12 protein-coding genes are annotated in these 15892 nt (G+C 68.8%); 3 read left to right on the top strand and 9 right to left on the bottom strand.

What is annotated here, in order from left to right; all coding sequences use genetic code 11:
- Window positions 1–633: 633 nt before the first annotated feature.
- The 6 genes from fsxC to ACFZDC_RS40185 form a co-directional block, all read right to left on the bottom strand.
- The gene (fsxC, locus tag ACFZDC_RS40210; protein WP_391331826.1) at window positions 634–4920 is read right to left on the bottom strand and encodes an FxsC protein; all 4287 of its coding nucleotides are present in this window, start codon (window positions 4918–4920) and stop codon (window positions 634–636) included.
- A complete protein-coding gene (locus tag ACFZDC_RS40205) occupies window positions 4917–5942 on the bottom strand; it encodes an AAA family ATPase (RefSeq protein WP_391331824.1) in 1026 nt (341 codons plus the stop codon). The genes fsxC and ACFZDC_RS40205 overlap by 4 nt, the downstream gene beginning before the upstream one ends.
- Complete coding sequence (locus ACFZDC_RS40200) at window positions 5935–7884, bottom strand: trypsin-like peptidase domain-containing protein (RefSeq protein WP_391331822.1); 1950 nt, start codon at window positions 7882–7884, stop codon at window positions 5935–5937. Before ACFZDC_RS40200 ends, ACFZDC_RS40205 begins: the two co-directional genes overlap by 8 nt.
- A 45-nt stretch (window positions 7885–7929) precedes the next feature.
- On the bottom strand, window positions 7930–8301 hold the full coding sequence (locus tag ACFZDC_RS40195) for a CU044_2847 family protein (RefSeq protein WP_391331821.1): 372 nt from the start codon (window positions 8299–8301) through the stop codon (window positions 7930–7932).
- 1785 nt (window positions 8302–10086) lie between these two features.
- Window positions 10087–10434, bottom strand: a complete 348-nt coding sequence (locus ACFZDC_RS40190; protein ID WP_391331819.1) for a hypothetical protein — start codon at window positions 10432–10434, stop codon at window positions 10087–10089.
- A gap of 370 nt (window positions 10435–10804) precedes the next feature.
- Entirely contained in the window at window positions 10805–11488 is a 684-nt protein-coding gene (locus tag ACFZDC_RS40185; RefSeq protein ID WP_391331817.1) for a hypothetical protein, read from the bottom strand.
- 217 nt (window positions 11489–11705) lie between these two features.
- On the opposite strand from ACFZDC_RS40185, the gene ACFZDC_RS40180 reads away from it, so the two are divergent.
- From ACFZDC_RS40180 to ACFZDC_RS40170, 3 genes are read left to right on the top strand one after another with little or no spacing between them, the layout of a single operon-like run.
- The gene (locus tag ACFZDC_RS40180; RefSeq protein WP_391331816.1) at window positions 11706–11930 is read left to right on the top strand and encodes a hypothetical protein; all 225 of its coding nucleotides are present in this window, start codon (window positions 11706–11708) and stop codon (window positions 11928–11930) included.
- Window positions 11927–12298: a fic family toxin-antitoxin system, toxin component gene (locus tag ACFZDC_RS40175; protein ID WP_391331814.1), complete on the top strand. Its 372-nt coding sequence runs from the start codon at window positions 11927–11929 to the stop codon at window positions 12296–12298. The genes ACFZDC_RS40180 and ACFZDC_RS40175 overlap by 4 nt, the downstream gene beginning before the upstream one ends.
- A gap of 2 nt (window positions 12299–12300) precedes the next feature.
- The gene (locus ACFZDC_RS40170; RefSeq protein ID WP_391331812.1) at window positions 12301–12435 is read left to right on the top strand and encodes a hypothetical protein; all 135 of its coding nucleotides are present in this window, start codon (window positions 12301–12303) and stop codon (window positions 12433–12435) included.
- Here ACFZDC_RS40170 and ACFZDC_RS40165 read toward each other — a convergent pair.
- The 3 genes from ACFZDC_RS40165 to tap form a co-directional block, all read right to left on the bottom strand.
- Window positions 12428–12619: a hypothetical protein gene (locus ACFZDC_RS40165; RefSeq protein WP_391331810.1), complete on the bottom strand. Its 192-nt coding sequence runs from the start codon at window positions 12617–12619 to the stop codon at window positions 12428–12430. The two genes, ACFZDC_RS40170 and ACFZDC_RS40165, sit on opposite strands and share 8 nt — an antisense overlap.
- A 105-nt stretch (window positions 12620–12724) precedes the next feature.
- Window positions 12725–13282 carry a telomere-protecting terminal protein Tpg gene (gene tpg / locus ACFZDC_RS40160; protein WP_391331808.1) on the bottom strand — a complete coding sequence of 186 codons (558 nt, stop codon included), beginning with the start codon at window positions 13280–13282 and terminating at the stop codon, window positions 12725–12727.
- 22 nt (window positions 13283–13304) lie between these two features.
- Window positions 13305–15530, bottom strand: coding sequence for a telomere-associated protein Tap (gene tap / locus ACFZDC_RS40155; RefSeq protein WP_391331806.1), 2226 nt, complete (start codon window positions 15528–15530; stop codon window positions 13305–13307).
- Window positions 15531–15892 lie beyond the last annotated feature (362 nt).

The following is a 15892-nucleotide window of genomic DNA, read 5'->3' as shown; positions in this document are numbered from 1 at the left end:
CGCCGCTGGGCCAGGCTGAAGAAGAGGTCGTCGAACCGGGCCGCGTACTCCTCCAACGGTCCCGGCGCGGGCGGACACGGACGGCGAGCGGTCATATGCAGCCCCTAGCAAGGCAGTTGACTCCTCCCACCGGCCTACGACCAACCCGACTTGCCGTCAACCCACTCCACCGCCGGATTTAACGAACTACCGGTAGAGGGCGCGCTGCTGGCTCTCCCGGGCGCGGCGGGTGTCTGCCACTGCGTGACCTGTATGAGTTCGCGGTGGAACGAGATCGCCCCCGCAGGCCGGTGAGCGAGTCCACACGCAACGACGTCATCGACCGACTGAGCTGACTGCAAGGGGCTGTGGCCGCTCTGCTTGTTGCAGTCTGGGGAGGGGCTGACCCTGTGTTCGGGACAAGGCGCCTCTGCGTCTGCGCACACTGTGCCACGACTGCAGGGATAGTGCGGTTGTACGGTCCTACTTATCAGTTCCGCCACTACGAGCTTCAACACTGGATCGTTGATCGCCCCACCGCTGTGGGTTGCGACCGCATTTGGCCTGTCCCGTGACTTGGAGCGCCAAGTGGGACCGACCGAAATGTTGCTCTGCGATGCCTCCCACGCCGGATGCGCCTGTGGTCTGGCCGGGCTACGCGGGTGAAGAGTCGTCAGTGACGCGGCTGTCGGGGAGCGGTAGCGGGGGCGGGCCGTCGGGGAATCGGAAGGGGGTGGTGCTTTTCATCTCCATCAGCCGGTTCTGCGCCGTTGCCAGCATCACGGCGAGCTGACCGTCGAACTCGTCCTCGGCGACCCGCACCCGGAACAGCGGGTCGTTGGGGTCGTTGTGCCGGCGCCAGTTGCGCCAGAGCACCCGGCTGAGGTCCTCCCAGATCTCCTCACCGCCTGACTCCTCATCTCCGTCGTGGCAGGGCACCAGTACGCCGGTCGTCGGGTGGTGCTGGCTGTCGAACTCCGCGAGTACGTCGCGGTAGGCCGGGGTGCGTGCGGCCCATGGATCGACCAGCAGGATGCTTATCTGGTTGTTCTCCATCGTCTCGTCGAGGCGGCTGTTCAGTCCGGCGTCGACGACCTCGATGTTGCTGGTGTACCCCTCCTGCACGATCGCCTTCTGCGCCCGGTGGGCGATCGTGGGGCGCTTAGGCGGTTGGTACGGCGTCCACTCCTGGGGCGATCGCCCGTAGTACTCCGGCCGGTTGCGTCCCTCCGGAAGCGGATCGGCGACCCCGGCGACCAGGAAGACTCGAACGTGCCCAGTGCCCGGTGCGGCGGAGCGCTGCCAGGCGGCCGGGAACCGGCTCCGTACGTCACCGAGGTCGAGGCCAGGTGTCAACGGCAGCCGGTACCGGTCGGCGACGAGCCGCACCTGGGCGGCGACCTTCTCGACGATCCTGCGGTACGCCGGGCCCATCGGGTCGGCCTTCAGGATGCGCAGCAGACCGTGCGTGAGGTATTCGTCCATGCCGGGCTCGTTGTACTGCAGATTGGCCACCTCGTCGGGCAACTCGCCCTCCACCGGCGTCCACATGACTGGCACCAGCGCTGGGACGTTGATGTCGGTCTCCTGGCGGTAGCGCTCAAGTCTCTCCCGGAAGGCGGTCCACTCCTTGCCGCAGTACTCGCTGTTCAGGTACGACGGGGAGTACAGCGCGACGAAGGCGCGGCAGTGCCCGACCGCGTCCCCGAGCACCCGCGCCCAGTCCGAGCCCAGACCGAGCCCTTCGAAGTCCCGGAACGGCGGCTGCGCGGCCGGGTCGCCGCCGATCCGCCGGAGCTCCTGCACGAGATCGTCGTAGAACCGCTTGACGAACTCGCCGGAATTGTCCGTCCGCGCGTAGCTGAGAAAGAAGTACGGTTCGCGTCCGGCACCAAGGTTCACAGACCGGCTGAGGGTGGTTATTTGTGGCTCACGCCGAACATCTTCCGTTGCGACCGTCTCGCCTTGCAGCCACCCGTATGAGTCCGGTAGGCGCAGGACTTCTACGTCAGTGCCCAGTTCGTTTGCGAGTCGTGTCGAGTCATCAGCGATGACGAGCCGTACGCCGGGCAGCTGCTGCAGGGGGCGAACCACTTTGTCTACGATGCTCAGGCGCTGACTCGGGGAGGCCTCGTGGAGCCGGTCCAGGAGTACGAGCACCGTGTCCGGGGAGCTGGCCACTTGGGTTATCCAAGTGTTCTGGGAGTACCTTCCGAATCCGAGCTGGACGACCAGGTCCCGTGACACGTCGTCTGCAGTGCCGGGAATCGAGCTCAGCAGTACGGTCCTTACTCGCTTGTCTTGTTCGCGACCGCTGGCGTCGGCATCTCGGCTGCTGCGTTGGGCCAATTGGCGCTCGAGGAACCGGAGTACCGTCGTCTTGCCGGATCCTGGCCGCCCGGTCACGATCCTGGGTCTGTCATCGTCCGGCTGGTACAGCAGCCAGTCCATGATGGCCTCGAGAATATCCGATTGTCCGGCCCTTGGGGCTATGTCTTTTGGCAGGGGTGGGAAACCTGCAGTGCGTGGCCACCCCGGGTCAGGGAAGAAGCGGTGGAAGGCGGACGTGGCGACTGGATCCCAATACTGAATGGTGGGGCCGTGCCCCGTCGGGTCCAGGAGCATCTGCTTCCTGATGCGCGCAGAGAACTCCGCCAGGTCCTTTGGGGGGGCTGAACCATGGTTCTGCCGCGTCAGCTCGCTGGCCAGTGTACGGGCGAAGGTGCTGTTGCGGCGCTCCTGCGTGTCCTGATGGCACGACAGCACCCACAGGGGTGGACCTTCCGGGTCGACCGGCGTGGTCGAGATGCCTGGCATGCCGGCGTCGAGGATAAGCATGAGGCCGCCCAGGCGCCCGGAGAAAGCCCGGTGTAGCCGCGGAACGGTGATACCGCTCGGTTGCTCGGTAGATGGCTCGCTGTCGAAGGCCATGAGCTGGGCAGGGCTGTCGCTCATGATCGTCGTGTGGCTCGCGAAGTAGACGACTACCACGTCGGAGGGGCGGACGTTCTTGCTATGGGCCCAGGCTTCGATGTTGCGCAGCACGGTGGATGTCGACGGGTTGTTCGCCAGCTCGGGCAGGACGGGTGTGTACCCGAGTGCCTCGAACGCCTCGCGTACCCGGGCGACGTCCTGGGGTACCTGAGGAAGCTCCGGCAGATCGAGCATGAACTGTGAGACGCCGATGGTGATCAGGAAGCGTCTGCGGTCGTTGCGGCCTGGCCTGGCCGGAGGTAGGTCGTCGGCAAGGGCCGGGGCTAGTCGCGCGCCTGCAGGTTCGGAGGTGCGGTGCGGTGCCGGTTTCCGTCCCGCTTCGAGTCCGCGCATGACGGCGGGATCCAGGCTCTCTGCGTTGTGCGCCGGGGTCCTGCGGCGTCGGCGACGGCGCACCAGGTTCTGCACCTCGGCCCAGTGCCGGGCCCCAGTCTGCAGGAGCGCTGAGCCATCCGGGTCGGCGACCGCCGCGGTGAAGCGGGCGGCACCGGCTGGCACATGGCGCTCGACGTAGGCGGAGACATTGGCGATGACCTGGGCGGCTTCGTCGCGTCGCAGGGTGCTCAGTAGCCGGTCGCGGACGCCGGGTGCGAATTCGTATGCCTGCTGCAGCGGATCGCCGTCCGTGCTGCTCGAGGGGAGCCTGCGCAGGAGGCCGCTGAAGACGATCTCGGCAAGGTCCGAGGGTGGGCTGTTGGGAAGCATCGCCGACTGCACCAGTCGCATGACGGCGAGGTTGAGCGGGGCAGCGGACAGGTAGGCGGCGAGGCGGAAGGGCCCAGGCTGCGTCTGCGCGAGGAATTCCTCGAAGCTGACCGGCTGCCCGGAAGGTGGTGACGTGAGTGCGTGGACCGCTGCGGCCCCTCCCGCTGGCAGGCGTACTGCTGCGCCGTCGAACTCGCAAGTGCCCGCGACTGCCATGGCCCACGGCGCCAGCCATTCCGGATGAATGGCCAGCACCGGCAGGGAAGCCTCGCCCGGTTGCAGTGCGTGAGAGCCGAGACTGTAGGGGCTGAAGTGCAGCCGCGAGGACGAGTCGCCCACCCCGGTGCTGCGGAAGCGGCCTGGCTCCGGCGCCAGCGCCGTCTGCCCCCACAGTTGCTCAGGCAGAGTCTGCAGTACCGCAGCAGGACCGCTGCGGGCCCACTGCCGCAGCATGCCACGCAGGGCTTCAGTGCCCCAGCCCGGGTCGACTCCGTCGGTAAGGAGCAATGTGACCGTGCGGCCGGTTGGATCGCTCGCGGTCGCGACCGAGCGCGGTGCCTGGCGCGGGCTCGCGGCCAGTCCGGGCGTACCATCGGGGCGACGACGCAGCCAGTATGTTCGAATGCTGCGGAAGGCCCCCAGCTCCTGCAGCACGCCGAGTAGTTCGCGGCCCAATGGCTGCCACAGGGCGGCGCCGTCCCCGTGGACGTCGATGACGAGCGCGAGGTTGAGCCATCGGTCCTGGGCCGGGACGAGGACGGGCATCCACCGGGCCTCGTCGGCGATGCGGTCGGCGGTGGCTTCCTCGTCGAGGACCAGGCGCGTCGTCGAGGGCACCCGGCGCTTGAGCGGCCGCAGCGACCTGGCCAGGGCGCGCCGACGTGACAGCGAGGGCGCGCCGGCGACGCGGATGAGGGAGGCGGGATGGAAGCGGGTGCGATCCTGGCCTGGGACTTCGCTGTCCGGCAGGTACAAGCGGCCCTCCGGCCCCACATCACCCTGATCGGCAGCTGCCTCCGAAGCATCGGCGGCAACCGCCTCCTGGCTCGGGGGCGACGACGGAGTTTCACTGACAGCGCCTTCGTCAGATGATGTCTGCGCATGGATGAGGGCCCCCACAGGCAAGTTCGCGGCCAGCCACAGCAGCTCGGCGACCTCCCGCGGACCGGGCCGTAGCCCATGTGGGTCAAGGGCGCCGAGCAGCGCGCTGAGGCGTGCGATGCCGCCGCTGTCGCTTGTCACTGGAGGGGAGCTGTCACGTTCAGATGCTGGAGCACCAGCCGGGCGATCCCGTCCTGATCGGGTGCGCCCTCCTGGACGGTCCGGCTCATCAGATACACCGCGTTGAGCAACTGGTCGGTGGCGAGTTCACCGGTCGCTGCCCGCTCCATGAACAACTCGATGATCTCCTCCGCCCGGTCGTCGGCCCCTGGAAGATGGGCGCGCACAATGGCTCGCAGTCGCGTCTCGTCGTCGGTGACAGCTGGCAGTTGGAGTCGGACGCACCGCCGTAGGAACGCGGGAGGAAACTCTCGTTCCCCGTTGCTGGTGAGGACGACGAATGGGAAGGCACGGCAGCGGACCATGCCGCGGCGCACCGTGACGTGCTCGCCACCGTCAGCTGGCCGGATCATGACTGTCTCGTGCGTGTCCGCGGCCCGCGCCAGCTCCGGGATTTCGAATCCGCCTTCCTCGAAGACGTCAAGAAGATCGTTCGGCAGGTCGATGTCGCTCTTGTCGATCTCGTCGATCAGCAGCACGCGCGGCAACCGGTAGGGGGCCAGAGCGGTGCCCAGGGGGCCGAGGCTGACGTAACGGCCGGGACCTGCCGGTTGCGGCTGGCCGCCCTGTCGCGTTTGGTGTCTGTTCACGCCGGCCTCCTCCAGGCGGCCCAGCGAGTCGTACCGGTACAGCCCGTCGCGCAACGTGGTCTTGCTGTTCACTGGCCAACGCAGCACGGTGCCCAGTTTCAACTCGCCCGCGACCGCGTCCGCGAGGGTCGACTTGCCGACGCCGGGGTCTCCGGTGACCAGCAGCGGCCTGCGCAGATATAGGGCCGTGTTCACCGCCTCGATGATGTTTGTGTCGGCCTGGTAAGCCGCGGCCTGCGGCAGCCGGCGTCGGCTCTGTGCGGGTACTTCTCGGTCGAAGGGAGTCACCTCGTCTTCGGCGTTGCCGAAGTCACGCCACGGCGGCGGAGAGGGCAGGCGGTCGATGCCATCGTGTGGCTCGCCGACGCCCTGATAGATCCTCCACTCACTCAACGGGTTGTCCTTCCTCGACCGGGGCTGCCGGGGCTAGGGGTGTGCGAGGAATTCGTCGGCTGGGGTCGTCCCACAGCAGGACGACGTGCTCGCCGATGTGACCCTCGTCCTCCGCTTCGATCTCCGCATCGTTGCGCAGCGCGCAGATCCTGTCAGGCACGTCGTCGCGCGGGGTATCGGAGAGGAACTCACGTGCCTGAGTGAGGAACCCCGGGGCGGGGCAGGCGTCCCGACCCGGGATTCCGCAGGGACTTCCGCAGACTGGCGGGCCAGGCACGGAACCTCGTCGCCACAGCATCATCGGCACTCCGGACGTGAGCGCGACCATGTACGCGTCGGCGACCGGTGACTGGCGTGGCGACCCGGCCAGCGTCAGGGCAGCCAGCGCCGGGTCGTTGTTGAACAGGGCGTCGAGCGCTGCCTGACGTTGACGGTCGCGCCCGCAGACACAGACCAGCGCCTCACCCACCCTCTTTCCTTCCAGATGGCGCCAGCGCTCTTCCCAGGCCGCGTGGAGATACGGAGCCTCGTGTCGTTCCAGGGGCCGCACCACCAGGTCGTACTTGCGTCCCAGAGACCAGTACTCGAACTCCGGCCACAGCCTCCAGTCGGCGAAGTCCTCGTCGAGGACCTCGCGCGGAAGGATCAGTTCGATCAGCCCTCGGCGCTGCGGGGTGTCACCCATCAGAACGATCTGCTGAGCCAGCAGATCGGACAGCAGGACGAGTGCCTCCCGCAGGGGGAGGGCCGAGGATTCTGACGCACCCGGAACGATGTCATGCGGCGACCGGAACCGCCAGGCCATGACGTGGTAGAGACTGCGGTCTCGGAGCGAATGCCGGACCCTGCCGATTACAGAGGGACGTCGGGCTGGCACTCTGCCGCCCGCCAGCCGGGCCCGTACCGCGTCGCCCAGTCCGAGCCGGCCGGCGTCGATCAGCACTTGATCGCGCAATTCGGTCACTGCGCCCGACACGCCGGCTGGCACCCCCGCCAGCTCACGGGCGAGGTCGGCGCAGAAGGCGAGTTCATAGGGGAGTTCACCGTCCGGCGGCGGCAGGAGCGCAGTCAACTCCGTGTAGACGTCGCGATGGGCGAGCATGGGCCGCTCTGGCAACGGCGTTCCAGGAGCGGCAACAGCCAGGAAGGCAGCCGAATGTGATCGACCGGCGTCGTGAGAGTCGGGCAGCGCGGACAGCAGACCGAGGAAGTGCCGGTCAAAGGCACCCTCTGAGACCTCACCGACGTGAGTCTGCTCCATTCGATCGGACAGCATGCGCCATCGGGGGTCCGATTGGTGGAAGCGGTCGTGATTCTCGACGACAGTCCGGTACACCTCCGGGTCGATGAGCCGCAACGCGTCGACAGGCACTGCGAAGCCGCCCATGGTGGTGTCCTCCAGGCGGGTTGCCTTGACAACGCCGCATACGCCGGCACTGGTGTGATTGAGCACAGGGCCCCCGGAGAGCCCCGGATTGATCTCCCCGTCGACGAGTTCCACCAACTGGCCGCTCGCCTGGGCGGTGCGGCCGCCAGCGGTCAACCTCACCCGGCGCGGCGCGGCCGCGCATGCTTGAAGAGTGTCTGTGAAGCCCACAGCCGTCAACTCAGTTCCTTGCAGGGGCCTGGCCATGTCTAGCCACACACAGGGATGACCCTCAGGTGGATCGAGGAGCTTCACGACAGCCAAGTCAGGGAACGCATACAGCGCGCTGCTGCGCTCTGGCGCGTCCGCGGAAGCCGCTAGGACCACCGCTTCGTAGCTCTGATCGTTCCATCGAACCCGTGCGGGCAACCCCGCTTCGACGCCGGCGACGTGGGCGCAGGAGACGACGAATCCGGGGGCAACGAAGAATCCGGTCCCGTCGGTTGCGCCTTCCACGAGCACGCGGCAGCTCTCCAGGAGCTCCTGGAGAGCTGCGACCGGGTTGAATCCGCGCATGGCGAGTGTCGGTATCTCATATCCGTCTGGCGAAGCAGAACAATTTCACGCCTCGTCAGAAGGTGCAGGCACGACAACCGGGTCCGGCTGCTGTGGTTGGACGAGGTCGGGACCCGTTGCGGTCCACTTGAGTGTCACCTTGAAGGTAGCCTTCCCACCGACGCCCGTCAGTGCGGCGACCACGCCATGTTTGCCAGCTGCCAGCTCCAGCCCGAACTCGATACCCACCTCGTCCGGCCGAGCGGTCGCCACCGCAGTGCGTACATTCGCGGCCAGGGCATGCAGCGATTCCTGAAAGCCCTCGATGCGCTGCACAACCTGGTCACCGAGTCCGGTGTCCCGTGGCCCCTGCCTTTCAACCATGGCCCAGACCATCTGCCCGTCGGGCATGGCGAGTTCGATCAGCTGCTGTGCCAAGGTCCCCCCTTAGAAACTGCGTGACACTCAAGCTGGCAGACATCGTATCCACGACTGAGCCCACGCGGCAGGCAAGTGATGATTGTCGGCTGGACGCTCGATGGGCTCCAGTAAGAAGAGCGTCTCCCGGATCCGGCCGGTCGCTCGGCGAGATCCACACACGACGTCGTACTCCGATTGGTGGCGGTAGGCGTACTCGATGGTGATCTGTGTTTCGCCGACACCGCTTATGCCGTGGATGGTCTACGGGCAGTACGTGGTTGTGTCCGACCGTAGGCGCTGGCCGAGCAGCTTCAGTAGTTCGGCGGGATCGGTGAAGTTCGGATCGCGCGTGGCAGTTTTGCCCAGGCCCGCGGCGGGAGTGCCGAGGGCCTGCAATGAGGTGATGGTTGCCTCGTCGGGGCGGTAGGGGATCTCTGCCCTGTTTCTCTGCTCCTTGTGGGAGAAGGTGACGATGCTTCAGGCAGGTGGCTATGTGTTCGTCTTCCGACACTGCCCTTCGTCCGTTACTGGCCAGGTCACGAGGTAGTGGGGCGGCCCCATTCGATGTTCAGGGCAAATCGGCGTTGTGTACGGTCGACAGCGGAGGCCGTCGAGCGGGGGCGCGGGCTGGCGGCGTGCCTGCTGGCAGGAGTGAGCGTCGTACGGCGTCGCCTGAGTGCCCTACGGGCCTCCCGAAAACGAGCCCCGCGAATTAAGGTCCTGATACTCCGCTTCGCACACAACGATTCACCCCTCTTCGGAGAACACCATCCGGAGAGAACTGGTACAGAACGGCAGCCCGGCGGATACCGTCGATGCGGCTCTGCCGTGTCAGGACAGCGGGGCTGGGGGGCGGCCCCTTCGCACGCGCCCTGGTACGGGGCCGCCCCGACATCTGCGCGTCAGTCGGACAGTGAGCGCCCGCAGGCCGTCGCACGGGCGAGGACCGAGAAGGCGGGCTCCCCGCCCCGCAGGCGGTCCTTGACGCGCCTGCCGTCGAGGGACGTTCATCGCGGACAGGGCGATGCCCGCTGTGCGGCAGTCTCGGGCGATGGCGGCGCCGTCCACTCCGACGGCGCCGATCCATGCCTCCATCTCCTGCGGCCACAGTCCCACCCGGCCCCAGGCCTGCGCCCCGGCTCCGCAACTCGGGCCCGCGCAGGTTCACGGCCTGGCGGCTGAGCAGGGTGAAGGCCAGGGCCTGAAATGAGCGACGGTCCTCGCGGCGGGTCGTGCGCTGCCGGGTTGCCGCCGCGGAGCGGGCGGTGCGTCGGCGGACGGCGGCCAGGTCGGCCGCCAGGTTCAGGCCTTCGCGGGCGGCGATGGCTTCCGCGCTGTCGGCCGGTGCGCCGGTGTCGGCGGGGGCGAGGTAGTCGTAGGCGGCCTGCAGCGCGGGGTCGGTGAACCGGGGACGGGTCATGGCGGGGCTCCTCAAAGGGGTGCGGGCATGACGAAGACCCCGATGCCGAGGGGCATCGGGGCCTTCGAGGAATGCGGCTGTCGCGGTGAGGGGGGCAGTCCGTGCGCGCTGCTCTCAGCGGAGCAGGCAGGAGATGAGCGGACTGCCGGAAGCGGGGTATACCCCGCACGTAAGCGGGCAGCTTAGCCAACCATCTCCTCACGCACAGCAGTTCGCGAGAAGAAGCAGGTCAGGGCCTTGCGCCGAGCAGCAACGGCGAAGCTCGACATCGTGTTGCAGCTACCCCGATCAGGCGGCTGTCGCCGTGGTGCGCCGGGTGGCTGCGGCTCTGGTGCGGGCGCTGTCGGTGGGATGGATGCCGTAGCCGGCCGGGTCGAGGCTGATCAGGTCGCGGTGCAGGCGGCGTATCCGCAGGGCCAAGTCGAGGCGGAGGCGGGGGCGTTTGTCGCGGAGTCGGCGACCGTACGGGCGTTGACACCCAGGCGGTGGGCGAGTGTGGTGGCGGGCCATCCGGCCCGTGCCAGGTCGGCCAGCAGCCAGGATGCCTCGGTGGAGTCGGTCAGGCCGGGGGCGCCGGGCGTGCGGTGGTGGGGGAGCGGGATGCCGAGGATGGCGTCGGCGGAGGTGCGGGCGATGTCCCGGACGGTCTGGCCGTCTGCCGGGGTGCGCAGGACGCGGCGGACCAGGGTCACGGACAGCCCGGCCCGGTCGGCGATGTCCTGCGCGGACATACCCCACTCACGCAGCCGGCCAGCCCACCGAGCGGCGGAATGCGGTGGCACACGGGAGGACAGACCACGCAGACGGTCCTGCTCGCGCTGGCGGCGGGGGCCCGCAGTGCTGCCTGGCGGCACTCGACGCGGGCGCAGCCGTGGTCGGCACAGGACGCCTGGCCGTGACGGACCGACGACCGCCCCGGCCGACGCTGCCGCGCGGCTGGCACGGCGACGGAAGCAGACTGCTCCCCGGTGAGTGGCATGGTGGTTCCTGCTGCGAGTTGGCTGTGCCGGCCCACGCTACGCGCCCCCACCGACAGAACACCCCTGCTAGGCACCGCGTGTGAGGTCCACAGGCCCGGGGCGGCAGCGCATGCCGCGCCCCTCACCCCAGGCCGGTCGAGACGACAGCGGCGTATCCGCCTGACCGAGTAGGCGGGTTGGCATGCGGTGGGTCAGCGGTGCTTCCCGAGAGACGGTAGGCCGCCAGGGACGGTCCGCACACTGCTCCCCACCCGCACGACGCGCGCCGCTTGCCCGTGGCCGGCTTCTCCGAAGGGGCTTGGTCGGACTCGGCCTTCCTGGCGGCCGCCTGGCGCGCCATGAGATCGAGCGCCTTCTCCCGCTGCGCCATGACCGCTTTATGTCGCGCCATAGCCTCGGAGGCAGACTCACCCGTCGTCGGTTTGGTCATGATCCCCCAGAGAATGCGCACCTCACCGTCTCGCCATGGTCGACGCAAAAGCCCCGCCATGCCATAGGAAACCCCGAACAGACCCAGCACGGGAGTCTCACTCCGTCCGGGGGGTCTCCGGTGTCGCCAGCCCTGGGCTCGCCAGTTCAGCGCGAGACCAGCCAGCATGAGCAGGCTTTGACCACGAAAGGGCACCAGCCACGCCGCCGTGAGGCTCGCCGCGATCAACAACGCCCCGGCACCCCATACACGAGGCTGTTTCACTCCCTTGCGCACCCAAGGGAGTACGACGCGCCCAGTCGCCATGGCCAATACGCCGGTCACGCACAGCATCAACGCCATCACGAGGATGATGACGAGAACGACGGACGACACATGACCCTCCCCGGCGCCTTCTCCTAGGCACTCGCCGTAAGGATCTCAGCGTTCAACCACGGGGCACAATGCCGGAACCTGGCAGGCTACGACTTCCACTTGCAGACCCGCGGGCACCCCCTTGACTCGGTCCGGGCCCGGGGCCACCTGTACGTCCCCCCGGGGGGCGTCTTTCGAAGCCCTCCGGGCGGGCTTGGGCCGCTGCTAGTCTGCCGATATGGCCCGAGAGATTCAGGTACCAGTCGACGACGCGGCGTACGACGCCCTCGTCGAGGAGGCCGAGCGCACCGGCGTCACGGTGCCGGAACTGGCCGGTCGGGTCCTCGAGCACGATGTCGCCCGGCGCCGGTTCGTCTCAGCCGTGGGCGACTTCGTCACCGCCTGGGGGCCGGCCTTCGACGAGGCGTTCGGCACGAGCGGTGCCGGCGGTGCCGCCGCGTGATCCTGCACGTCGACCGCGCCTGGCTTCTCGACGCCGCGCAGCTGTACCTGCGGGCCGACCCGGACGTCACCGACTGGGGAGCTCTTGCGGCCGCCGTCGCCCGGCATGCCGACGAGGTCATGGGAACCCCCGTGTACCCGGAGGCGCACCACCGGGCCGCCGCGCTCCTTCACCTCCTCGTGCGGGTCCCGGCGCTGGAGTCGCGCAATGAGCTGTTCGGCGCGGCCGTCGCCGCGGCGTACCTGACCGCATCGGGGCTGACGGTCACGGTCGAGGCCAAGGAAGCCGTCGCCCTCGCCTCCCGGGTCCGTGACGGGCTCGGCGTACGCGACCTGGCCGCCGAGATCCGACGGGACTGGATCGCCTGACCATGGCCAGGTCCTTCCCCGAGATCTCCCCGCGCGGCTGGAAGAGCCTGGGCATCGTGCTGCCGTCCCTGGCCGAGGTCCGGATCGCCCTGACCGGCGGCCGCCCCTACAGTCGACTCGAAGGCGTGTCTACCTAGGGCGACTGGCGTCTTCTTCATTCCATACCGAGATCACGTGTCCCTCGCCGTACTGCTCGATGACGATTGATCGGGCTTCACTCGACGACGAGGCCATCAGCCGCAGTTGGATTTCCGGTTGGCCAGCAATCCGAATAAAGCCGACGTACTCGCGCTTCGGTCCCCCGAGCTCCGCATTCACCATGTCTCCCTTCTTTTGTGGTTTGCCGTAGTCAGCGGTGCACGGCCAGCGCCAGCCCTACTTGGTTCTCCTCGTCGACGAGGGCGGCCGGGGCCAACGAGGAAGCGGCTACAGCTCGAAGTCGAGGTCGATCAGGTCGGTGAGTTCGACTTCGAGGCCGTGGGCACGGCGGCCGTTGTCGCGGAAGTAGACCTCGCCGAGGGCTTCGGCGGTGATCTGGCGGAGTCGGTCGTCGGTGAGGCCGGCTTCCTGGGCTTGGAAGAGGCGTGCGGCCTGCTCTGGGGGCAGGGCGAGGGTGAGGTGGCGTACGCGGGCGTCGTCGGTGCTGCCGGGGGCGGCGGTGTAGCCGAACCGGGCCTGCACGTCGATCATGATGCCGCCGGTGGTGGCCGCGGCCTGCTTGGCCTTGGCCCTGATCTGCGGCTGCCAGCGCACGCGGACCTCACGCTCGAGGCGGTCGGCGAGCTCCGGCCGGGGTTTTTTGATCTGGTTCTTCACATAGCGTTCGACGGTGCGCTGGCTGACGCCGAGCAGCTCGGCCACGCGCCTGGTGCTGCGCTGGTGCTGGCGCACCAGGTAACGCATCTGCGCCCCGGCCGTTTTCGGGATCGGGCGTGTGAACGCACCCTGGACTGCCTTGTCGAGTTCGTCGCCGATCGTGACCACCGATTGCTGCCCCCCTTTGCTTCTACTCTCCGGTGTCCTTGGTGGTGACCTCGCCGGTCTTGATGTAGCGGGCGAGGTTGGCGACGTGGCCGTCGCCGGCGAGCTGTTCGAGGACGTTGGCGCCCCACAGCACGCTCTGGGTGCCCTCGTGCTTGACCATCCCGGGGGAGACGCCGAGCCGGAAGCTGCCGGGCACGGTCTTGCCGTCGGCGTCGTAGGGCAGGACGTCCAGCGGGCTGGGCCCGTCGGCGGCGTACACGGCGCAGTCGGAGAGGACCGCGACCGGATACCGGCCGGTGGCCGCTGCCAGGGCGACCATCTTGCGGTGCATGTTGATCCGGGCCCGGGAGATGACGGTGGCCCGGATGTCGGGGCGCCACGTCGGCCGGGCCAGAGCGGGCCATGCCTGTCCCGGCTTCCAGCCGCCGCCGCGCGCCTTCTCCTGCAGCTTGCCGATGCCGCCCTTGACGGTCATCTTGATGGCGTCCACGACGATTCCCGCCTCCGCATCACGGCTCTTGTAGCCGTCCATCGCGGTCAGGAACTCGTGCGGGGGCAGCTTCTCGTCCACTCCCAGGTCCGCCATGGTGGCGACGTAGGCGTCGCGCAACCGCTTGTACCAGCCGTCCAGGAACCGGCCGCTCTCGGAGCGCACCCACGCCTGAAGCGGGGCCACCTCGTAGCCGAGGTCGACGGCGTAGGCGACGGTGGGCGTGGCATACCAGGCCGGGCCCTCGGGACGCTGGCCGCTCGGCGTGAACGGACTGGGCAGCAGACCGCCGTCGAGGTCGCGCCACTGCTTGCCGACCTTCACCCGGTTCAGGTCGACGTGGGAGAGGTCGACCAGCCACGAGCCGGGCACCGAAGCGTCGAATGCCGGGTTGGTGACGTGGACGGGCGGCGACGCGAGGCCGACGACGGCGCCGTTGGCGGCCGCGCCGAAGGCAAGGTTGACGTCGATGCCGACCAGGTGGCGCTTCATGCACTCCTCATCGGTGAGATCCCGTGCCCAGTCGTAGGCCTCCTCGAACAGCCGCTCGCCCGGGCCACGCACATGGAACCGCGGAAGGTCAGCGAGCACGGGGTGGCCGTCGGTCGCCTCGCACGGCGCCGGGTCCATCGGCTCCGTGCCCAGCGAGCCGGGCCGGTGCTCGCGGTGCCGCTTGCCGTCGGCGTCCGGCTCACTCGCCCGGGTCGGCGGGTTCAGCGCGGTCATCAGATGCAGGCCGGTGACGGCCGTGGACCCCACCGGTGTCATCACTCGCGTCGCGTACAGGCCCAGCACTTGGGCGAGCTCCGCCGGCTCCAGCTGGGCGGCATGCCCCCACGCGCGCCCATCGAGGGCGCGCCAGGAGGGGATGCACAGCTGCACGCACTGCCGCCGCCCGCCGTGGGCGGGGCGGTAGATCCGCGCCCACGGTCCCAGCCCCCGCTTGGTCAGCTTCCACTCGGCCCGCTGGAGCTGCTTGATGACCTTGTGCCCTTCCGGGAGTCGCCCGGCGAGCCGCTCCTCGTGCGACAGCGCGGCGGGCAGGCCGTAGCGCTCGCACGCCGCCTCGGTGAGCACCAGCAGCGGATCGGCGTCCTTCCCGGAGCCGTGCAGCCGCTCCGCCCCAAGCCGCGCCTCGGTCAGCGTCCATTCCACCAGGGCGGGCAGGGACTTGGCGGGCACGTCCAGGATCAGGCCGCCGACGCCGTAGCCGGTCACATTCCGCTCGGCGTCGGCGTCGAGAACGAGCAGGGGACCGTGCGCGTACACACCGCTGGCCGCGGGCGTGTTCGCCGGGGCCGCCTTCTTCGCGCCCGGGCGGCGCGAGGCCGTCACCGGCCGGGACGTCGCAGCCGAGGCGGGAGCAGAAGCGGGGGCTGCGGGCGCGGGGGAGTCGGACGCGGCGGGGGCCGCAGCATCGGGCTCCGGACCCGTGGGGCCATGCGGCGTCTTTGGCGCTGTGGGGGGAGCGGTCTGCTGCGCAGTGGTGTCTTCCTGCGGTGCGCTGGTGCTTTCCGCAGCGGGGTAGAGCTGCGTGAGCTGCTTGAGCAGGCGCGCGTACGCGTCCCGCTGCGGCGGTCGCGGCTCGGTCTTGCCCGTCTCCCAGTCGCCGATGGTCGCGCGCCGCACGCCCAGGGCGGTGGCCACTTCGTCGAGGGTGAGCGCATGCGCCTGGCGCAGTCGCCTGCGCTCTGCCGGCGGCGGCAGCGGGGATCGGGACGCCACCAGTGCGTCCACCGCGTCGAACAACTCGGACATGAAGCACCTCCGATCCCACCCTAGCCCACGAAACGTACTAGCTCCGCACTGTAAGCGTACCTATTCCGTGCATTCTGTGTACGGAAGGTCTGCCGGGTGATAGGGTGCCCGCACGGAAGGCTCGCCGGCACCTTCCGCTTCCGGATCGAGGAAGAGCTGAATGACTGTGGCCGCTGTTTCCGCCCACGGCCGGGGACCGGCAAAACGCTGGTGTCGATCCGCGTGGCGGACGAGCTCGGCGCTCGGCTTGTGCTGTTCGTGGGGCCGACGCTGGATCTGGCGGCGCAGACCGCGCTGGCGTGGCGGACGGACGGCCACGGTGAGCACATGGTGATCGTGTCCTCGATGGACGCCGCCGGCCT

Source organism: Streptomyces sp. NPDC007905 (assembly GCF_042959345.1).
In the GTDB taxonomy this organism is placed as follows: Bacteria; Actinomycetota; Actinomycetes; order Streptomycetales; family Streptomycetaceae; genus Streptomyces.
Note: the sequence above shows the minus strand (reverse complement) of the source record. Positions and strands in the feature narration are given on the sequence as shown.